The organism is Kocuria sp. CPCC 205260 (assembly GCF_040981045.1).
Lineage (GTDB): Bacteria > Actinomycetota > Actinomycetes > Actinomycetales > Micrococcaceae > Kocuria > Kocuria palustris.
This window is the reverse complement of record NZ_JAVKPT010000007.1, coordinates 107,457-123,997: the sequence shown is the minus strand read 5'-3', so window position 1 is coordinate 123,997 and position 16,541 is coordinate 107,457. Positions and strand designations below refer to the sequence as shown.

General features: G+C 69.5%; 15 protein-coding genes and 1 pseudogene. 7 read left to right on the top strand and 9 right to left on the bottom strand.

The window, feature by feature from the left end; all coding sequences use genetic code 11:
* The coding region (locus RF645_RS11205; protein WP_368819091.1) for a transposase at positions 1–334 on the bottom strand (334 nt) is incomplete at its 3' end.
* Positions 335–548: 214 nt separating this feature from the next.
* On the opposite strand from RF645_RS11205, the gene RF645_RS11200 reads away from it, so the two are divergent.
* Positions 549–1,714 (top strand): IS3 family transposase gene (locus RF645_RS11200; RefSeq protein ID WP_235044737.1). Its coding sequence is split into 2 segments (ribosomal slippage): positions 549–833 and positions 836–1,714, totalling 1,164 coding nucleotides; the frame shifts between segments, so codons are not numbered across the junction.
* A 63-nt stretch (positions 1,715–1,777) separates the two neighbouring features.
* Here the strand turns inward: RF645_RS11200 and RF645_RS11195 are convergent.
* From RF645_RS11195 to bioB, 5 genes are all read right to left on the bottom strand, one after another.
* Entirely contained in the window at positions 1,778–1,909 is a 132-nt protein-coding gene (locus RF645_RS11195) for a hypothetical protein (protein WP_259872085.1), read from the bottom strand.
* Between the two features lie 182 nt (positions 1,910–2,091).
* The gene (gene bioD / locus RF645_RS11190; protein WP_368819090.1) at positions 2,092–2,913 is read right to left on the bottom strand and encodes an ATP-dependent dethiobiotin synthetase BioD; all 822 of its coding nucleotides are present in this window, start codon (positions 2,911–2,913) and stop codon (positions 2,092–2,094) included.
* A gap of 143 nt (positions 2,914–3,056) precedes the next feature.
* On the bottom strand, positions 3,057–4,106 hold the full coding sequence (locus tag RF645_RS11185) for an 8-amino-7-oxononanoate synthase (protein WP_006214412.1): 1,050 nt from the start codon (positions 4,104–4,106) through the stop codon (positions 3,057–3,059).
* Between the two features lie 222 nt (positions 4,107–4,328).
* Positions 4,329–5,873, bottom strand: coding sequence for an aminotransferase class III-fold pyridoxal phosphate-dependent enzyme (locus tag RF645_RS11180; protein WP_006214413.1), 1,545 nt, complete (start codon positions 5,871–5,873; stop codon positions 4,329–4,331).
* Between the two features lie 76 nt (positions 5,874–5,949).
* Complete coding sequence (bioB, locus tag RF645_RS11175) at positions 5,950–7,347, bottom strand: biotin synthase BioB (protein WP_006214414.1); 1,398 nt, start codon at positions 7,345–7,347, stop codon at positions 5,950–5,952.
* A 117-nt stretch (positions 7,348–7,464) separates the two neighbouring features.
* On the opposite strand from bioB, the gene RF645_RS11170 reads away from it, so the two are divergent.
* Positions 7,465–8,094 carry a TetR family transcriptional regulator gene (locus RF645_RS11170; protein ID WP_006214415.1) on the top strand — a complete coding sequence of 210 codons (630 nt, stop codon included), beginning with the start codon at positions 7,465–7,467 and terminating at the stop codon, positions 8,092–8,094.
* Positions 8,091–8,438 (top strand): hypothetical protein, encoded by a 348-nt coding sequence (locus RF645_RS11165; RefSeq protein ID WP_040560692.1) that lies wholly within the window; start codon positions 8,091–8,093, stop codon positions 8,436–8,438. Before RF645_RS11170 ends, RF645_RS11165 begins: the two co-directional genes overlap by 4 nt.
* 242 nt (positions 8,439–8,680) lie before the next feature.
* On the opposite strand, the pseudogene RF645_RS11160 reads toward RF645_RS11165, so the two are convergent.
* Positions 8,681–10,052: pseudogene (locus RF645_RS11160) on the bottom strand (FAD-binding protein).
* Positions 10,053–10,281: 229 nt separating this feature from the next.
* Between RF645_RS11160 and RF645_RS11155 the strand changes: the two are divergent.
* Together RF645_RS11155 and RF645_RS11150 are read left to right on the top strand one after the other, a co-directional pair.
* A complete protein-coding gene (locus RF645_RS11155) occupies positions 10,282–12,399 on the top strand; it encodes a heavy metal translocating P-type ATPase (protein WP_051990432.1) in 2,118 nt (705 codons plus the stop codon).
* Positions 12,400–12,469: 70 nt separating this feature from the next.
* On the top strand, positions 12,470–13,105 hold the full coding sequence (locus RF645_RS11150; protein ID WP_006214423.1) for a YdhK family protein: 636 nt from the start codon (positions 12,470–12,472) through the stop codon (positions 13,103–13,105).
* A 95-nt stretch (positions 13,106–13,200) separates the two neighbouring features.
* On the opposite strand, the gene RF645_RS11145 is transcribed toward RF645_RS11150, so the two are convergent.
* Positions 13,201–15,072, bottom strand: a complete 1,872-nt coding sequence (locus RF645_RS11145) for an FAD-dependent monooxygenase (protein WP_040560693.1) — start codon at positions 15,070–15,072, stop codon at positions 13,201–13,203.
* A gap of 252 nt (positions 15,073–15,324) precedes the next feature.
* Here RF645_RS11145 and RF645_RS11140 point away from each other — a divergent pair, with 252 nt between their 5' ends.
* Positions 15,325–15,705, top strand: a complete 381-nt coding sequence (locus RF645_RS11140; RefSeq protein ID WP_006214427.1) for a hypothetical protein — start codon at positions 15,325–15,327, stop codon at positions 15,703–15,705.
* A gap of 31 nt (positions 15,706–15,736) precedes the next feature.
* Here RF645_RS11140 and RF645_RS11135 read toward each other — a convergent pair whose 3' ends face one another.
* Positions 15,737–15,985 carry a hypothetical protein gene (locus RF645_RS11135; RefSeq protein WP_006214428.1) on the bottom strand — a complete coding sequence of 83 codons (249 nt, stop codon included), beginning with the start codon at positions 15,983–15,985 and terminating at the stop codon, positions 15,737–15,739.
* A 55-nt stretch (positions 15,986–16,040) separates the two neighbouring features.
* On the opposite strand from RF645_RS11135, the gene RF645_RS11130 reads away from it, so the two are divergent.
* Complete coding sequence (locus RF645_RS11130; RefSeq protein WP_006214430.1) at positions 16,041–16,538, top strand: hypothetical protein; 498 nt, start codon at positions 16,041–16,043, stop codon at positions 16,536–16,538.
* The last annotated feature ends 3 nt before the right edge of the window (positions 16,539–16,541 follow it).

Genomic DNA, 16,541 nt, shown 5'->3' with positions numbered 1-16,541 from the left:
CGGATCCTCCTGTGGTCAGTGACTGTCCCATCTCACAGGAGATGTTGCGCTGACCGCTTGAATCCGCCATCTCATTGGCGCGGCGGGCTTCGGCGAGTTCTCGACGCAGCCTGCGGTTCTCTTCGCCCAGGCTCTCGTCAGTGGCGGGTGCCGGTGTCGCCTTGCTTGCTGTGATGGCTTGGTTGCACCAGGCGCGCAGGGTCTCGGGGCCACAGCCCAGCGACTCGGCCACGACTCGGATGGAGGCCGCGCGTGGTCCGCCCTCGGTGGCTTGGCGGTCGAAGACCATCCGCACGGCGCGTTCGCGGAACTCGGGGGTGAACTTCTTGGGCATGATCCGATTCTCCTTCAGGAAGCTCGGAACCAAACCCAGGGCGCTTCAGGTGTCACATCACGAGATCCGGTATCAGCACGAGCCGAGGTCCATGAGGGACTGCCGCACGGATAGGTGACATCTTGACCTGACCTATGGTTTGGTTGGGACTGCCGCGCGAATAGGTGACATCTGATCTGGCTTGCCCACTGGGCGGCCTGGAAGGATGTGCACCATGCCCGCTCCCTACCCCCAGGAGTTCCGCGAAGATGTCGTGCGCGTGGCCCGATCCCGCGAGGCCGGCGTCACTCTCGCGCAGATCGCGAAGGACTTCGGCGTCCACGAGATGACGCTGCACAAATGGATCCGCCAAGCCGACATTGACGACGGCAACCGCCCCGGCAGGACACGGGAGGAGTCGACCGAGCTGCGCGATGCGCGCAAGCGGATCCGGCTGCTCGAGCAGGAGAACGAGGTCCTCCGCCGTGCCGCGGCCTACCTGTCCCAGGCGAACCTGCCGGGAAAAGGTTCTACCCGCTCGTGAGCGAGCTCGCCGCTGACGGCATTCCCGTCGCGGTGTCCCTGCGGGTCCTGAAGCTCTCCCGCCAGCCCTACTACCGCTGGCGGAAACAGCAGGTCACCGAGTCCGAGCTGGTCGAGGCCTATCGGGCGAACGCTCTGTTCGACGCCCACCGCGATGATCCCGAGTTCGGCTACCGGTTCCTCGCCGGCGAAGCGGAATCCGTTGGCCAGCGCATGTGCGAGCGGACCGCGTGGCGGATCTGCCGAGACAACCAGTGGTGGTCCGTCTTCGGGAAGAAGCGCGGCAAGAATGGGAAGCCCCCCGGTCCGCCAGTCCACGACGATCTCGTCCAGCGCGACTTCTCAGCCGACGACGTTAACGAACTGTGGATGACCGACATCACTGAGCACTGGACCGATGAGGGAAAGCTCTACCTCTGCGCCATCAAGGACGTGTTCTCCGGTCGGATAGTCGGCTACTCCATGGATTCCCGGATGAAGGCTCGTCTCGCGGTGAACGCCCTGGACAACGCTGCTTCGCGACGCCGAGGCGCCGCCGGATGCATCGTGCATTCGGACCGAGGATCGCAATTCCGGTCACGGAAATTCGTGCACACTCTGAACCGTCACCACCTCATCGGATCCATGGGCCAGGTCGGCGCTGCCGGGGACAACGCCGCGATGGAGTCCTTCTTCGCCCTGCTGCAGAAGAACGTCCTGGACCGCAAGCGGTGGCGGACTCGAGAAGAGCTGCGGATCGCGATCATCACCTGGATCGAGCGGACCTACCATCGACGCCGCCGGCAGGCCCGCCTGGGCCGATTGACCCCCATCGAATACGAGACCATCACGAACCCGACCGTCAGCTTGGCGGCCTAACCCCAGCTGACACCTGATCGCGCATCAGTCCCCCTCTCTGTCGTCGGAGAGTTCGTTCAGGTCCTAGATCGCCCGTTGCTGGGAGATCGTGGACTTGCGGAAGTCCAGAACAATCCCTGAGTCCGCGCCCTGCGTCACGGATTCCTTCTGCGCCACGAAGGAATCCGTGACGCACAGCAGAACCACCAATGTCATGAACGCCGCAATCCATATCGCGATCATGTTCGTCGGCGATCACCCTTCACTCAACGTCAAGGACCAACCCCGCAATACCGCACTCGTGTCCTATGTGGCCCACGTCGCTATCTATAGGTGGCTGCCCCGCTGTCTCCGGTCGGGTCCACTCGGCCGGTGCTGCCCTGAGTGGCAAAAACAGATCAGCGGCTCCCGTGCCCCCACCCTTGCGGGACGGCACCCAGCAGCGGAATGCGATGCCCGTCGAGTGGGGGGAGGTCCGCCAGGTACTGGCGGTTGGAGGTGTGCAGACGGTCGGGCTCTGCGGGCCAGCTGCCCAGGACCACCCCGGCCACGTGGACCCCGCGGCGTTGCAGAGCTTCCAAGCTGAGCAGGGTGTGGTTGAGGGTACCCAGGTCCGGGCGAGCCACCAGCACTGTGCTCACCGGTGCCGGGCCAACGGTGCCAAGGATGCTCCCACCTGCTTGTCTCGCATCAGCCCGGCCCACGGAGGCTGGCCCTTGGTTCACCGGCCACTGGTGTGCCGCCCCGCGCGGAGCCATTCCCTGCAGAGCCACTGCCAGGTCCGCGATGGTGTGCCGATCCCCGTCCAGTTCCACGAGCACACCCCCGCTGCCCTCCACGAGCACGAGGTCGTGGGACTTCTGTAGATCCACGATTTTCGCCACGTGGGCCGTGATCGGCAGCAACTCCACCCTGTCGATGGCCGCGGCGGGAGGGGGTGCCATGGGTTCGCTCAGCCGCTGTCCCTCCGCGATGGTGAGTGCCCCGGAAGGCACACCGGCAGCGCGGACCAGCCGAGCACCGTCTTGCACGTCCCCCGGGTCGTCACCGCGCATGCCGGTCTGCTGCGGCTTGTAGACAGCGATCCGCCGCCGGCCCGCGTACCACCCAGCTACTGCCAGGGCTGCTGTGGCGTAGCTCTTGCCCACGTCGGTGTCCGTGCCGGTCACCAGGACGGTGCGCCCGAGTGACGGGAAGATGCCGCTCAGAGGATTGGTCATGGGGGTCTCCTGCCCGTTCGTGGGGTGGGTGATGAGCGCCCGCCGGGCCGGTGCCCACGTGTGCTCACTGATGCAGCAGCCGGAGACGTGGTCCCATGGGCCACCGATGCGATCGGGCGGGCGTGCCCGTGACCCCAGAACGCTCACGGCGTGGCCGATTCGTCTCCTGTCACGCCCGCCAGCACCTCCCGAACGTGATGCAACGCTCGCGACAATTCCTGTAATTCCATGTTTCCCGGTGCTGTGATGCGTAGGCGGCTGATGCCGTCCGGCACCGACGGCGGGCGGAAGCATCCCACCGCAACGCCTCTGCCCCGTAGCTCCTCCGCGGCCCGGAGTGCGGCTTCAGGAGTGGCCACCTGCACCGACTGCACCGCCGCCCTGGCCTGCAGGATGCCCAGGGTCGAGGCCACGAAGCGCGCCCGCTCGTGCAGCCGGTCCACCAGCTCGGGGGTCTCGCCAATGATCCGCGCGGCTTCGGTCGCGGCCCCGGCGGACGCCGGCGCCAGGGCCGTGTCGAAGATGAACGGGCGAGCCGTGTTGACCAGGTGCTCCCGCAGGGCTGGTGAGCCGAGCACCGCCCCGCCCTGCGCACCGAGCGCATTGGACAGTGTGAGGGCCACCGCCACGTGGGGGGATCCTGCAAGACCGTGTTCGTGCACGAGCCCCCGCCCCCGGCCGGCCACGCCGATGCCGTGTGTCTCGTCCACGAGCAGGAGGGCATTCCACGCCCGGCATATCTCCACGAGCTCCTGGAGTGGCGCGTGGTCTCCCCACACCGAGTAGACCGATTCCACCACCACGATGGCGCGTGCCTCCGAGCGCTCGGCCAGTAGCCGCGCCACGTGGGCCACGTCCGAGTGCCGCGCGATCCGCACCGGGGAACGTGACAGTCGCGCCCCGTCCACCAGCGACGCATGTGCGTGGGCATCCGACACGATGAGCGTGTCCGCATCTCCCAGTGCCGTGAGCACCCCCGTGTTGGCGGCGTAGCCGCTCGAGAACACCAGCGCCGCGGGCTGGCCGGTGAGCGCGCACAGCTCCCGCTCCAGCCGCGCGTGGATCCCCAATGTCCCTGTGACGAGGCGCGATGCGCGGGATCCCGTGCCGTGGGCGTCCAGTGCCTCGCGCGCCGCAGTGACCACGCGCGGATCCCGGGACAGCCCCAGGTAGTCGTTCGAGGCGAGGTCCACGCACGCCCCGGGCAGCGCCCGCAGCCGACGCCGCAGTCCGGCCTCATCGCGCCGTTTGCCGCCGGTCGCGGAGCCAGTCGTCGAGGGGGCCCGCAGCGGTCGGGGCGGAAACGTCCGGATGCTCCGGAACTGGCGCGTTACCCCCTGGCGCGGCCATGCGGAACCCCACGATCGAGTGCGCGGGTGCGGGCGCCGTCGTGAATGCGTCCGGGCGGTGGGCCGTCATGCGCCCGCCCCGTGCGGCGTGGCACCCTGGCCCGTGCTCGTGAGCTCCACCTCCTGCGCCGCTCGGAGCAGGGCGTAGGCAATGGTGCGGACCTCCTCGTCGGAGCACACGTACGGCGGCATGGTGTAGAGCAGCCTCCCGAAGGGGCGGAACCACACCCCCTGATCCAGCGCCGCGCACGTGAGCGGTACCGGGTCCGGTGCCTCGTGGAACTCGACGACGCCCACCCCACCGATCACCCGCACGTCCTTGACCACCGAAAGGTCAACCGCGACAGGAAGAATCTCGCTCAGGGCCGCAGAAAGCCGTGCCACGTTCTCTGACCATGTCTTGCGGAGCATACGCACCGACTGGAGGGCCACGGCGCACGCCAGCGGGTTGGCCATGAACGTGGGCCCGTGCATGAGCGCGCGCTGCTCAGACCCGGTGATCACCTCCCCCACGGCCGCGGAGACGAGCACCGCGGCTAGGGACATATACCCGCCGGTCAGGGCCTTGCCCACGCACATTACGTCCGGGACCACGTCCGCCCACTCACTGGCGAACCACTTCCCGGTGCGTCCGAAGCCCGTGGCGATCTCATCCACGATGAACACCAGGTCCAGCTCGTCCGCCAGCTGTCGCAGCACCCGCAGGCACCGCGGGTCGTACGTGCGCATCCCGCCCGCGCCCTGCAGCACGGGTTCCACCATGATCCCGGCGAGCTCGTCCCAGTGGGCGCGGGCGACTTTGCGCACGTCCGCGATCCACGCCTCAACGGCGGCGTCGTCGGCGTCCCAGTCCACGGCCCCGGACGACGACGGCGCTCCCGCACCCTGCGCGCCGCTCCCACCTGGCCCCTCGGTGTCCCCGGAAGGTACGAAACCAGCGGTGTCCGAGGCCGTCGCACCGAGGTTCTCCGGGGACCGCAACCCCTCGGGATCCTCGTACCCGGACCTACGCCGGGGGTGCGCCGCGGGAGGCGGTGCCACGAACAGCTGCTCCGCCACCAGACCGGAGAATTCGGCGTGCATCCCGCCCTCGGGGTCGCACACGCTCATGGCGCCAGTGGTGTCCCCGTGGTAGCCGCCGCGCACGGTCAGGATGCGACGGCGCTCCGGTCGTCCGAGGGCCGCCTGGTACTGCACTGCGAGCTTCAGCGCGACCTCCACGCTCACGGAGCCCGAGTCTGCGAAGAACACGTGCCGCAGCTCGGGCGGGGTGACCTCCACCAGCAGCTCCGCGAGTTCTACGGCCGGGCGGTGCGTGAGCCCCCCGAACATCACGTGGGAGAACTCGGTGATCTGGTCTACGGCGGCGCGGTCCAGTTCCGGGTTGCGGTAGCCGTGCACGGCGCACCACCACGAGGCCATGCCATCGATTGCCCGGATCCGGTCCCCCTCAGGAGTCTCCAGGGTCAGGGTCACGCCCTCCGCGGCCAGCACCGCGTGGGGTGCGGGTCCGTCCAGCGGTGCGTAGGGGTGCCAGAGCAGCCCGCGGTCACGAGCGGCGAGGCGGGTGGGCTCCACGGCGTCGTCACCCTGTTCTGCCGTCTCTGCCACGGCACCCGCGGCGGGGCAAGAAGCCTCCCCGCTGCTCTCGGCGGGCGCGGTGTCGTGCGTGATCTGCGGTGCCGGTTCAGGCATTCGGCGCCACCGAGGTCCCCGCACCACGACGCCGCACGGTCGGGCTCAGCTCGATCCTCACCCGGGTGTCGTTCTCGTCGCGTTCGGGCCCGTCGCCCGAGCTCAACAGGGCGGCGAGCGCCGCGGAGACCGGGGCAGCTGACCGAGTAGGGACCGGGCCCTGGGCGGTCGAGGGCAGCGCGGCGTCGACACCCTGATCGGAATAGACCGGGTCGAAGGGGGCCGGACCGCCGCCCGAGGTGGCATCGGGACCGGCAGCTCCACCGGTTCCGCACGTGGACCCGCAGGGCGTGCTCGCCGGGCCTGCCGAGCCCGTCTGACCGGCCTGGCCCGCCGCAGCCTGCTCGGGAGCCGCACCGCTCGAGGCGTGGGCGGGCGCCGCGGCGTCGTGCTCACGGGAAAGGTCTGGCCCCGCGCCAAGGACGGTGAAGCCGGCGTCCGCGATCATGTCCAGGTCCGCCTTGGCCGCCTGCCCTTCGGAGGTGAGGTAGTCGCCCAGGAACAGGGAGTTGACCACGTGCAGGGCGAGCGGCTGCAGCGAGCGCAGGTGCATCTCGCGGCCACCGGCCATGCGGATCTCCTTGTCCGGGCACACGAAGCGCACCACGGAGAGGATCTTCAGGCACTTCTGCGGGCTCAGCTGCCACGTGCCTGCCAGGGGCGTGCCGTCGAAGGGCATGAGGAAGTTCACCGGCACGGAATCCGAGCCCAGGTCCCGCAGGGCGAAGAGCGCCTCAACGAGCTGCTCGTCCGTCTCCCGCATGCCCACGATCAGCCCGGAGCACGGGGAGAGCCCGGCGTCCTTCGCGCGCTCCACGGTGTCCACACGGTCCTGGTAGGTGTGGGTGGAGCAGATGGACTCGTAGTGGGACTCGGCGGTGTTGAGGTTGTGGTTGTAGGCGTCCACCCCCGCGCCGCTCAGTGTCTCCGCCTGGCCGTCCTTGAGCAGGCCCAGGCATGCGCAGACCTCCACATCCGGGTGCTGCTCCTTCAGCGCCTCGACCGTGCGGCTCACGTTGCTCACCTCACGGTTGGACGGGCCGCGACCGCTCGCCACGAGGCACACGCGGCTCGCACCACCGCGGATGCCGTACTCGGCCTGCTCCACCGCCTTTTCGGGGCTCAGCCACGAGTACTTGAGGATGTCTGTCCCGGCGTTCAGGCGCTGGGAGCAGTAGCCGCAGTCCTCGGCGCACAGCCCGGACTTCAGGTTGACCAGGTAGTTCACCTTCACGGTCATCCCGAAGTGTTCGCGGCGCAGCCGTGCGGCGGCGGCCACGAGGTCCAGCATGCCGGGGTCGTCGGTGTGCAGCAGCTCGAGGGCTTCGTCCGGGGTCACTGGGTCGCCGGCGAGGACGCGCTCGGCCAGCTCGGCAGGGTTCTTGAACATTGTTCAATTATTGAACGTCGTTCAAGAAAGTCAATTCTCCAACGCCCGCCCCGCGCCGCACCGGCCGATCGGTAGAGTCACACGCAGCACCCGACCGAGCACCCCGAGAGGAGCACCGTGGCCCTGAACCGCGATGACGTGGTGGATGCCGCGTGGCACATCCTGCAGAGCTACGGCCTGGGTGATCTCTCCATGCGCCGCCTCGCCAAGGAGCTCGAGGTCCAGCCCGGCGCCCTCTACTGGCACGTGGCCAACAAGCAGGAGTTGCTGGCGGTGCTCGCCCAGCGCATGGTCGCACCGCTCGCCGCCGACCGCGCGGTGCACGACGACGCCATTCCCCGCGCCGCCCGCTCGGCCGGTCACGACGGGGCGGGTCCGGGGCGCTCCGATGACGGCCGCACCGAGCCCGGCCACCTCGACCCCGCTCGGGTTGCCGCGGAGTTCCGTCGGCTGATCCTCGCGGTGCGCGACGGCGCGGAGGTCGTCGGCGTGGCCCACGCCCTCGATCCGCTCGACCTGCCGCCGGTTCCGCTACTCGTCGCGGCCCTGTCCGCCACGGGTCTCACGCAGCGGACCGCCGAGAATACGGCCCTGACCCTGGTCCGGTTCATACTGGGCTCCGTCACCGCTCAGCAGACCCGCGAGGCCATGGGGCTGCCCACCACTGACAGCGCTCCGCGGTTCGAGGCCGGACTGGCCCTAATCCTCGGTCGTGAGGCAGCGCCCCTCGAGAGGTCCGACCCATGACACGGCCCGCCTTCACCATCCGTCTCCCCGAGCCCGACGACGCTCCCGCCCTCGCGGCCGTCCACGTGCGTTCCTGGCGTGAGACGTACGCGGGCATGCTCCCGGAGCGTTTCTACAACGAGACGGCGCAGTGGCGTCGTCGCACCATGTGGGACGATCTGCTGCGCGATGAAGCCGGCCGGAGCGCGGTGCGCGTCGCGGAGGTGGCCGGACGGATCGTGGGCTTCGCCGCGGCCAATGCGCGCGCCATCCGCTTCTACGAGCGCAATGGCTTCCGCGCGGACGGGACCGAGACGGTGGACCCGCGACTGTCAGACCTGCGCGAGCTCAGGATGGTGCGCTAGCGAGCGAGTGCGTTGGCGCGCGGACCCCGGCGCTCGCCGCGGGGCCGCGCACGACCGGTGCCGACTGAAGGGGTCTGCTGCACGGATAGGTCAGGTCAAGATGTCACCTAACGGTGCGGCAGTCCCAATCGGCCTCTCGGAGGATGATCGGGGAGGGAGGCTCAAAGGGCCTTCGCCAGTGAGCGGCCGACCATCCTGCCTCTGAAAAGGCACACGCCCAGGAAGGTGCCCTCCAGCGCGTTCTAGCCGTGGGCACCGCCGCCGCCGAAGCCGGCCGCCTCGACTGCCGCGTACAGCCCGGGGATGGACTGCCCGTCGGCGCGCATTGCCCGGCCGGTGAGGTCGGTCTGGATCCCGCCGAGGGTCTTGCGGGTGACGATCCACAGGCGCACGGCGATCAGCGGCCCGTGGGCGGGGTCGAGGATCCGGTGCGGCTTGGCGGTGCGGGTGATCTTGTCGCCCAGGTAGCGGCGGCTGTTGCGGATGCCCATGGCCTGAGCGTCCTTGGAGTAGAGGTTGGTCATCTCGTTGTCCCGAGCCCGGATGATGCTCTCGACCGCGCTGCGGTCCAGGAGGTCGTCTCCGGTGAGGGCGTTCATCCCATCGACGAGCTCGGGCGGGGTGTCCGCGATGACGAAGGCGTCGCCGTGATCCATGAAGTCCTGCACCGGCCCGGGGGCGCCCGAGCCCAGACGGCTCTTGAGCAGCAGCTCGAGGGTGCCCAGCGTGTCGTAGCCGGGCAGGCCCGGGGCGGGCAGCTGGCGCCCGCGCGCATCAAGCCAGACCGACGACGGACCGGGGAGGATCCGGATCGCGTGATCGGGCCAGACGGGATCCCAGTTCTGCAGGCCCTCCGTCGAGTGCCACATCCGATCCCGGTTCACGAGCCGGACGCCCTGCTCGGTCGCGACGTCGAGCATGCGCCCGTCGACGTACTACGGGACCCTGTGAGCATCTTCTGCGGCGGCGTGCCCAGGCGAGACGGCCACCACCGGCGCACCTGCTCGTGATTGCCGCCGATGTCCCCGGTGGCGATGACGACGGCCTGGGCCCGGAACTCGAAGCTGCCGACGGCATTCCGGTTCGAGGGCGCTCCGCGACGAGCGGTGTCCGGCTCGAGCACGGTCCCATGCACGCCGCTCACCTGGTCGCCGTCGAAGATCAGGCCGTCGACCTGGTGCCGGAAGGCGAAGCGCACCAGACCTGACTCGGCTGCGGCGCGAGCCTTCTCGACGAACGGCTCGGAGATGCCGGTGCCGGCGCCCCAGGGGATGTGGAACCTGGGCACGGAGTTGCCGTGGCCGCGAACTCGACGTAGGCACGGCCCCACTGCTGGGCCCATTCGTCCTCGGGGTGCTCGCCGTCCAGGCGGTCCCAGGCTGCCGAGCCCTGCCAGTCCTGCCAGGCGAGATCGAAGGAGTCGCGGACCCCCAGACTGCGCTGCATGGGGGAGTCCACCAGGAACATGCCGCCGAAGGGCCAGTGCGCCTGGCCGCCGAGGTTGGCCTCGTTCTCCTGCTCGACGATCAGCACCCGCTTGCCGGCGCGGGCGATCTCATCGCTGGCGACCAGACCTGCCAGTCCGCCTCCGATGACGATCACGTCTGCATTCATGCTCCGGCCTCTCCCGTGAGGTGCAGTGCCTTCATCACGCGATGAAGCGCACGGGTTCTCATGACGGGGCCGCAGCACGAAGGGCACCGCACCCCATTCGTGAGTGTATGCAATCTGCTCATCGACAGGCGGCCGACGGGGCGGCTCGGCGGAGCCGGTGCCGCTGGGGGCGGGTGCGCCGGTCGATTGGATCTAATACCCCATGGGGGTATAGTCATGTATAGGAGGAATGGTGGAAACGACGCACTCACAGCATCAGCAGCACGGTCATCCGGCCGCGCACGAGAAGCATGACCACCAGGACCATGGCGGCCATGAAGGCCACGGGGGACATGGAGGTCACGGCGGTCATCACGACCATGTGGCCATGTTCCGCCGCCTGTTCTGGATCTCGGTGGTCCTGGCGATCCCCACGGTCCTGCTCAGCGGGGCCTTCGCGCATCTGGTGGGCTACGACCTGCCGGACAGCCTTGTCATCGCCTGGATCCCCGCGATCCTGGGCACCGTGCTGTACCTCTGGACCGGCCGCCCGTTCCTGACGGGCGCGGTCGACGAGATCAAGCAGCGCAGCCCCGGCATGATGACCCTGATCGCCCTGGGCATTACCGTGGCCTTCCTGGCCTCGTGGGGAAGCCATCTGGGCCTGCTGGACCCGCAGCTCGAGTTCTGGTGGGAGCTGGCCATGCTGGTGGTCATCATGCTGCTGGGCCACTGGGTCGAGATGGCCTCCCTGGCGCGGACCTCCAGCGCTCTCGATGAGCTGGCCGCACTGCTGCCCGACGAGGCCGAGCTGCTCCAGGACGACGGCTCCACGCGCACCGTCGCGCCCTCGGAGCTCAGCGTGGGGGACCGCGTGGTCGTTCGCCCGGGTGGACGCATCCCGGCCGACGGCCGCGTCATCGACGGCCAGGCAGACGTCGACGAGTCCATGGTCACCGGCGAGTCCACCCCGGTGTCCCGTGGTGAGGGCGAGCGGGTCGTGGCCGGGACCGTGGCCACCGACCGGCCCCTGACCCTCGAGGTCACCGAGATCGGCGAGGACACCGCTCTGGCCGGCATCCGCCGTCTGGTCGAGCAGGCGCAGTCGTCGTCGACCCGCGCGCAGCGCCTGGCCGACCGTGCCGCGGCGCTGCTGTTCTGGTTCGCCCTGGGGGCCGCGGTGATCACCGCGGTGGTCTGGACGATCGTCGGCACCCCGGACATGGCCCTGACCCGCGTCGTCACGGTGCTGGTCATCGCCTGCCCGCACGCCCTGGGCCTGGCGATCCCGCTGGTCGTGTCCATCTCGACCGGTCGGGCCGCCCGTCAGGGCGTGCTGGTCACCGACCGCAGCGCGCTGGAGACCATGCGCGGGATCGACACCGTCGTCTTCGACAAGACCGGCACCCTGACCCGCGGCGAGCCGGCCCTGCTGGGCGTCCAGCTGGCCGACGATGCCCCCGAGGGCCTCGACGAGGACCGGCTGATCGCCCTGGCGGCTGCGGCGGAGGCTCGCAGCCAGCACCCGCTGGCCCGTGCCATCGACCAGGCTGCGCAGGATCGCGGTCTGGATATCCCGCAGGCCACGGGGCACGACAGCTCCACGGCGATCGGCGTGTCCGCCGTCGTCGACGGCGCGCAGATCCGCGTGGGCGGGCCCGGGCTGCTCGAGCAGACCGGTGCGCAGGCCCTGCCGAGCGAGCAGTGGGACCGCGACGGACGCACCGTGCTCTATGTGCTCAGCGACGGCCGCACGATCGGCGCGCTCGCCCTGGCCGATGAGGTGCGCCCGGCCGCCCGCGAGGCGATCCAGGCCCTGCACGATCTGGGCATTGAGACCGCCATGCTCACCGGCGACGCCCAGAACGTGGCCGAGGCCGTGGGTCGCGAGCTCGGGATCGATCGCATCGAGGCGCAGGTGCGTCCCGAGGACAAGAACGAGCGCGTCAGCGATCTGCAGTCGAAGGGCCGCAAGGTCGCCATGGTGGGCGACGGCGTGAACGACGCGCCCGCCCTGGCCCAGGCCGACGTCGGCCTGGCGATCGGTGCGGGCACGGACGTGGCGATGGCCTCGGCCGGCATCGTGCTGGCCTCGGACGACCCCCGCTCCGTTGTTTCCGTGGTGCGGCTGTCCAAGGCGTCCTACCGGAAGATGCTGCAGAACCTGTGGTGGGCCGCCGGCTACAACCTCATCTCGGTGCCGCTGGCCGCCGGCGTGCTCGCCCCCATCGGCTTCGTGATGCCGATGGCCGTGGGCGCGCTGCTCATGGGCGCCTCGACCGTGGTGGTCGCGCTCAACGCCCAGACGCTGCGCGGGCTGGACCTCTCGCCGGAGGCGTCCGTGCAGTGGGCCTCACGCCAGGGCTGACGCCCTCCCCACCGGGCCGCAAGGCCCGCTATCCAGCACGGCAACTGAAGAATCAGAGGAGATCGATCACATGAACAGGACCTTCAGGACCACCGGCGCGGCCACTGCAGCAGCGGCAGGGCTGCTGCTGCTGAGCGCGTGCGGCACCGGTGAAGAGGACCAGAGCGTCGGAGGCGGCCACGAGGGCCACTCGGCCGCTGCGTCGTCGACCTCGGAGTCCTCGGGCGCAGCCTCCGAGAACGCGCACGAGGGCCACTCCGAGGAGGGCGGGCACGCCCACAATCCTGACGGCGGGCCTGCGCCCGAGGGCATCGAGGAGGCGTCGGACCCGACTTTCGCCGTGGGGGACACGGTCCGGGTCACGGCCGATCACATGCCCGGCATGGAGGGTGCGGAGGCCACCGTCTCCGGGGCCTTCGACACGACCACCTATGCCGTGTCCTACACTCCGATCGATGGCGGCGAGCCCGTGGAGGACCACAAGTGGGTCGTGCACGAGGAGCTGCAGGACCCGGGCGAGGCACCGCTGGCCGACGGCACCGAGGTCGTGCTCCAGGCCGATCACATGGAGGGCATGGAGGGTGCCGAGGCCACCATCGACAGCTCCACCGACGAGACCGTCTACATGGTCGACATGACGATGGACGGCATGGAGATGACGAACCACAAGTGGGTCGTGGAGAGCGAGCTCGAGCCGGTGGAGTGAGCGCCCGCCTCGGTGCCGTGGAGCATCCCCGAGCCTGAAGGACGGCGCCCCGACCGCCGCACGGCGGCCGGGGCGCTGTCGTGCTCGGCGACGGATCAGGTCGCCGGAACCACCATGTTCTGCGCGAAGAACTCGGTGATCTCCTCCCGGGCGCTCAGCGGCAGGACGTGGGCCACGTACATGTCCGGACGCTGGATCACCAGTGCGCCTGAGCGGTCCACCTGGCGCAGGTCGAAGATGTCGGCGTCCTGATCGGCGGCGAAGACCTCTTCACGATCGGTGAGCGCGTACGGCCCCACCTTCGGCAGGAACAGCGACGGGACATCGGCCAGCTCGATCTCCGTGTACGGCTGCTGGTAGATCACCTTGGCGTCGAACACGCTGTTCAGATCGGTGCCCTGCGGCGTGAAGCGGCGCACGGGCGAGTCCTCGGAGCCCTCCAGCCATTCGGACAGCTCCCGGACGGCCGAGCCGTCCTGGTCCGCGAACGCGTACAGGCGCCAGCGGCCGTCGGCCTCGAACAGATGCCCCAGCTCTCGCGGGGAGGTGTCGGCCACCCGTCGCACGGGCGCGGAGTGGAAGCGCTTGCCGATCGGGAAGCCGGCGGCCAGATGCTGATGGGTGTCCTGGCCGACGATCGACGACGCCGGGTACTGAGTGGCGAACCCGTTGGGGAACTCGGCGTTGTCGGCGTAGAAGCGCCCGACGTCCTGGGGGTCGTCGAGCTCCTCCGGGCGCTTGGACATCATGGACGACCATTCCTTGTCGAACGCGATGAGGTTCTCGGCGATCTGCTGCCGCTCGGCCGAGTACGTGGCCAGCAGCGAGGGATCGCTGCGGCCCTCGAGCACCTGCCCCAGCTTCCAGGCCAGGTTCCAGCCGTCCTGCATGGAGACGTTCATGCCCTGGCCGGCCTTGGCGCTGTGGGTGTGGCAGGCGTCGCCGGCGATGAAGACGCGCGGGTCCTGGCTGCCGACCCGATCCACGGGGACGTCGTCGAACTTCTTGGCCACCGTGTGGCGCACCTCGTAGACGCTGAACCAGGTCACCTCCTTCACGTCGATCGAGTACGGGTGCAGGATCTGATTGGCGCGCTCGGCGGCCTCCTCGACGGTCGTGGCGCGCAGCTGCTCGCGGTTGCTGTCGTCGATATCGCCCAGGGACACGTAGAACCGGAACAGGAAGCCGCCCTCACGGGGGATCAGCAGGATCGAGCCGTGCTTGTCCGAGAGGATCCCGCACTTCTGGCGGATGTCCGGGAAGTCGGTCTCGGCCAGCACGTCCATCACCGCCCAGGCGTGAGCGGACGGGTCCTTCTCGACCTCGATGTCCGTGCAGTCGCGCACCCGGCTGCGGGCTCCGTCGTTGCCGATGACGTACTTGGCGCGCACCGTGCGCTCGCGGCCCTGGGGATCGCGCAGCAGCACCTTGACCGGATGCTCCTGGGACTCGTCCACCTCCAGCTCCAGGAACTCATAGCCATAGTCGGGCGTGATCCTGGCCGGGCCGCGCTCGGCGTACTCGGCGAAGTAGTCGATGACCCGTGCCTGGTTGACGATCAGGAACGGAAACTCGCTCACGCCCGAGGGCGGGTCCTCGGCTCGCACGCCGCGCATGATCCGGCTGGGATCCTCGGGATCGGGCCCCCAGAAGTGCACATCGACCAGCCGGTGCGCCTCGGCGTTGATGCGATCGAAGAAGCCGTAGGCCTGGAAGGTCTCGCTGCTTCGGGCCCAGAGTCCGTCGGCGCGGCCTACCTCCAGGCGGCCCGGGCGGGAGTCGATGATCCGCGTGCTGATGCCGGGGTAGCGCGAGAGCTGGGCGGCCTGGATGATCCCGGCCGGCCCCGCGCCCACGATGAGCACGTCCATGGTGTCCGGCAGGTCCGTCGGCCGATCGACTCCTTTGCCGGCCGGCTCCTTCACGAGCGGATCATGGGCGACGTATCCGTGATGGTGGTACTGCACAGTGCACCTCTGTCTTTTTCGCCGGGTGATGCTGCGGTCGTCGGACGGATCGGATCGATCTGCGGTCCTGACGACGCGGTAGGTATCGGGACATCTTGAACGTTACGTAGATCACACACTGGGGTCCAATATCTGGAACTGAATGATCGGCAGCGGGGAGGGGCAGGGTCTGCTAACGGACGGTGTGATGAGCAGCATTCCTGCGGCGGAGGCGACCGGCGTGCTCCAGGCGGAACGGGGCGCGGCGGCGGGGTGGCCGCTCCGGTCCTCGGGCTCAGCATCGGCTACGTCGTGGTGGCCTTCGTGGTGGCCGCGGGGATCGGCCCGCTGATCGCCGCCGTGCCGAGCGCCCTGAACGCCAGGTCGCTCGTGTTCTTTGCGGCCTTCCTCCCGCAGTTCGTCACCGCGGCGGCGCCCCTGCCGCTGTGGATGCAGTTGGCGGCGCTCGGGCTCACCTGGGCCGCGATGGCGGCGGTCTTCAACGTCTTCCTGTGCCTGGCCTCCCGACGACTGCTCACCGGCCAGCCCTCGGCCGCCGGCATCATCAGCCGCATCACGGGCATCGCCATGGTCGCCATGGGCCTGTGGCTGGTCGGTGAGCGGATCTGGGCCCTGGCCGCCCATTCGGGCTGACCCCCGCCAGCGCTCACCGGCGTCGCTGGGTTCAGTCGGAGGTCTCCGCGGAGCGGTGGGCCTCCGGCAGCGGAGCGCGCTGCGAGGCCGTGGCCACGACGTCGTCGAACGTGTCGCGGAAGATGCAGCGCAGCAGCGTGCTCGCGTCCTCGTCGGTCTCCACCAGGTCCGGCAGCCGCAGGCTGAGCAGGGTGTTGATCAGCATCCCGCGTGCCAACAGCGTCTCCGTGCGCTGCGCTGAGAGCCCGATCTCGACGCGCAGCAGGCGGTAGATGCTCAAGAAGCCGTGTGGCGAACGTCGTAGGGGTGCTGTTCTCGCTGGGCATCTTCGGGCGGTGTTCATCCTCATCCAGCTCCTGCCGGTGGCCCAGGGGGCCACGGCGCTGGAGGCCGGTGTGAGGACCATGCCGTGGACCATGGCGCCGTTGACTGGGCTCATCACGCCCAGGATCGGCGTGCGCCCTGTGATCGTGGCCGGGCTGGCCCGCATGACGGCCAGCCTGGTCTGGATCGCGCTCGTGCTGGAGGGGATCGTCCCGGAGGACCAGGCCGTGGCCTCCGGGACGAATTCGACGGCCCGTGAGATCGGCGTGGCCCTGGGCATCGCGGCGCTGTCGGCTGTGTTCACGACCGCAGGCGGCGAGCTGACCCCGGACGGCTTCAGCGACGGCGCCGTTCCCGCGATCGCGGCCGGTGCCATCGCGCTGGCCGCTGCCACGCTGGCAGGACTGCTGCTGCTCGGATTCAAGCCGGTGCGGATCTCCCCGCTGACCGGCGAGCCGGTGGTGCGCCACCGCGCGGAGCAGCCCCGGGCCAAGCACCTCCAGCGGTGAGGT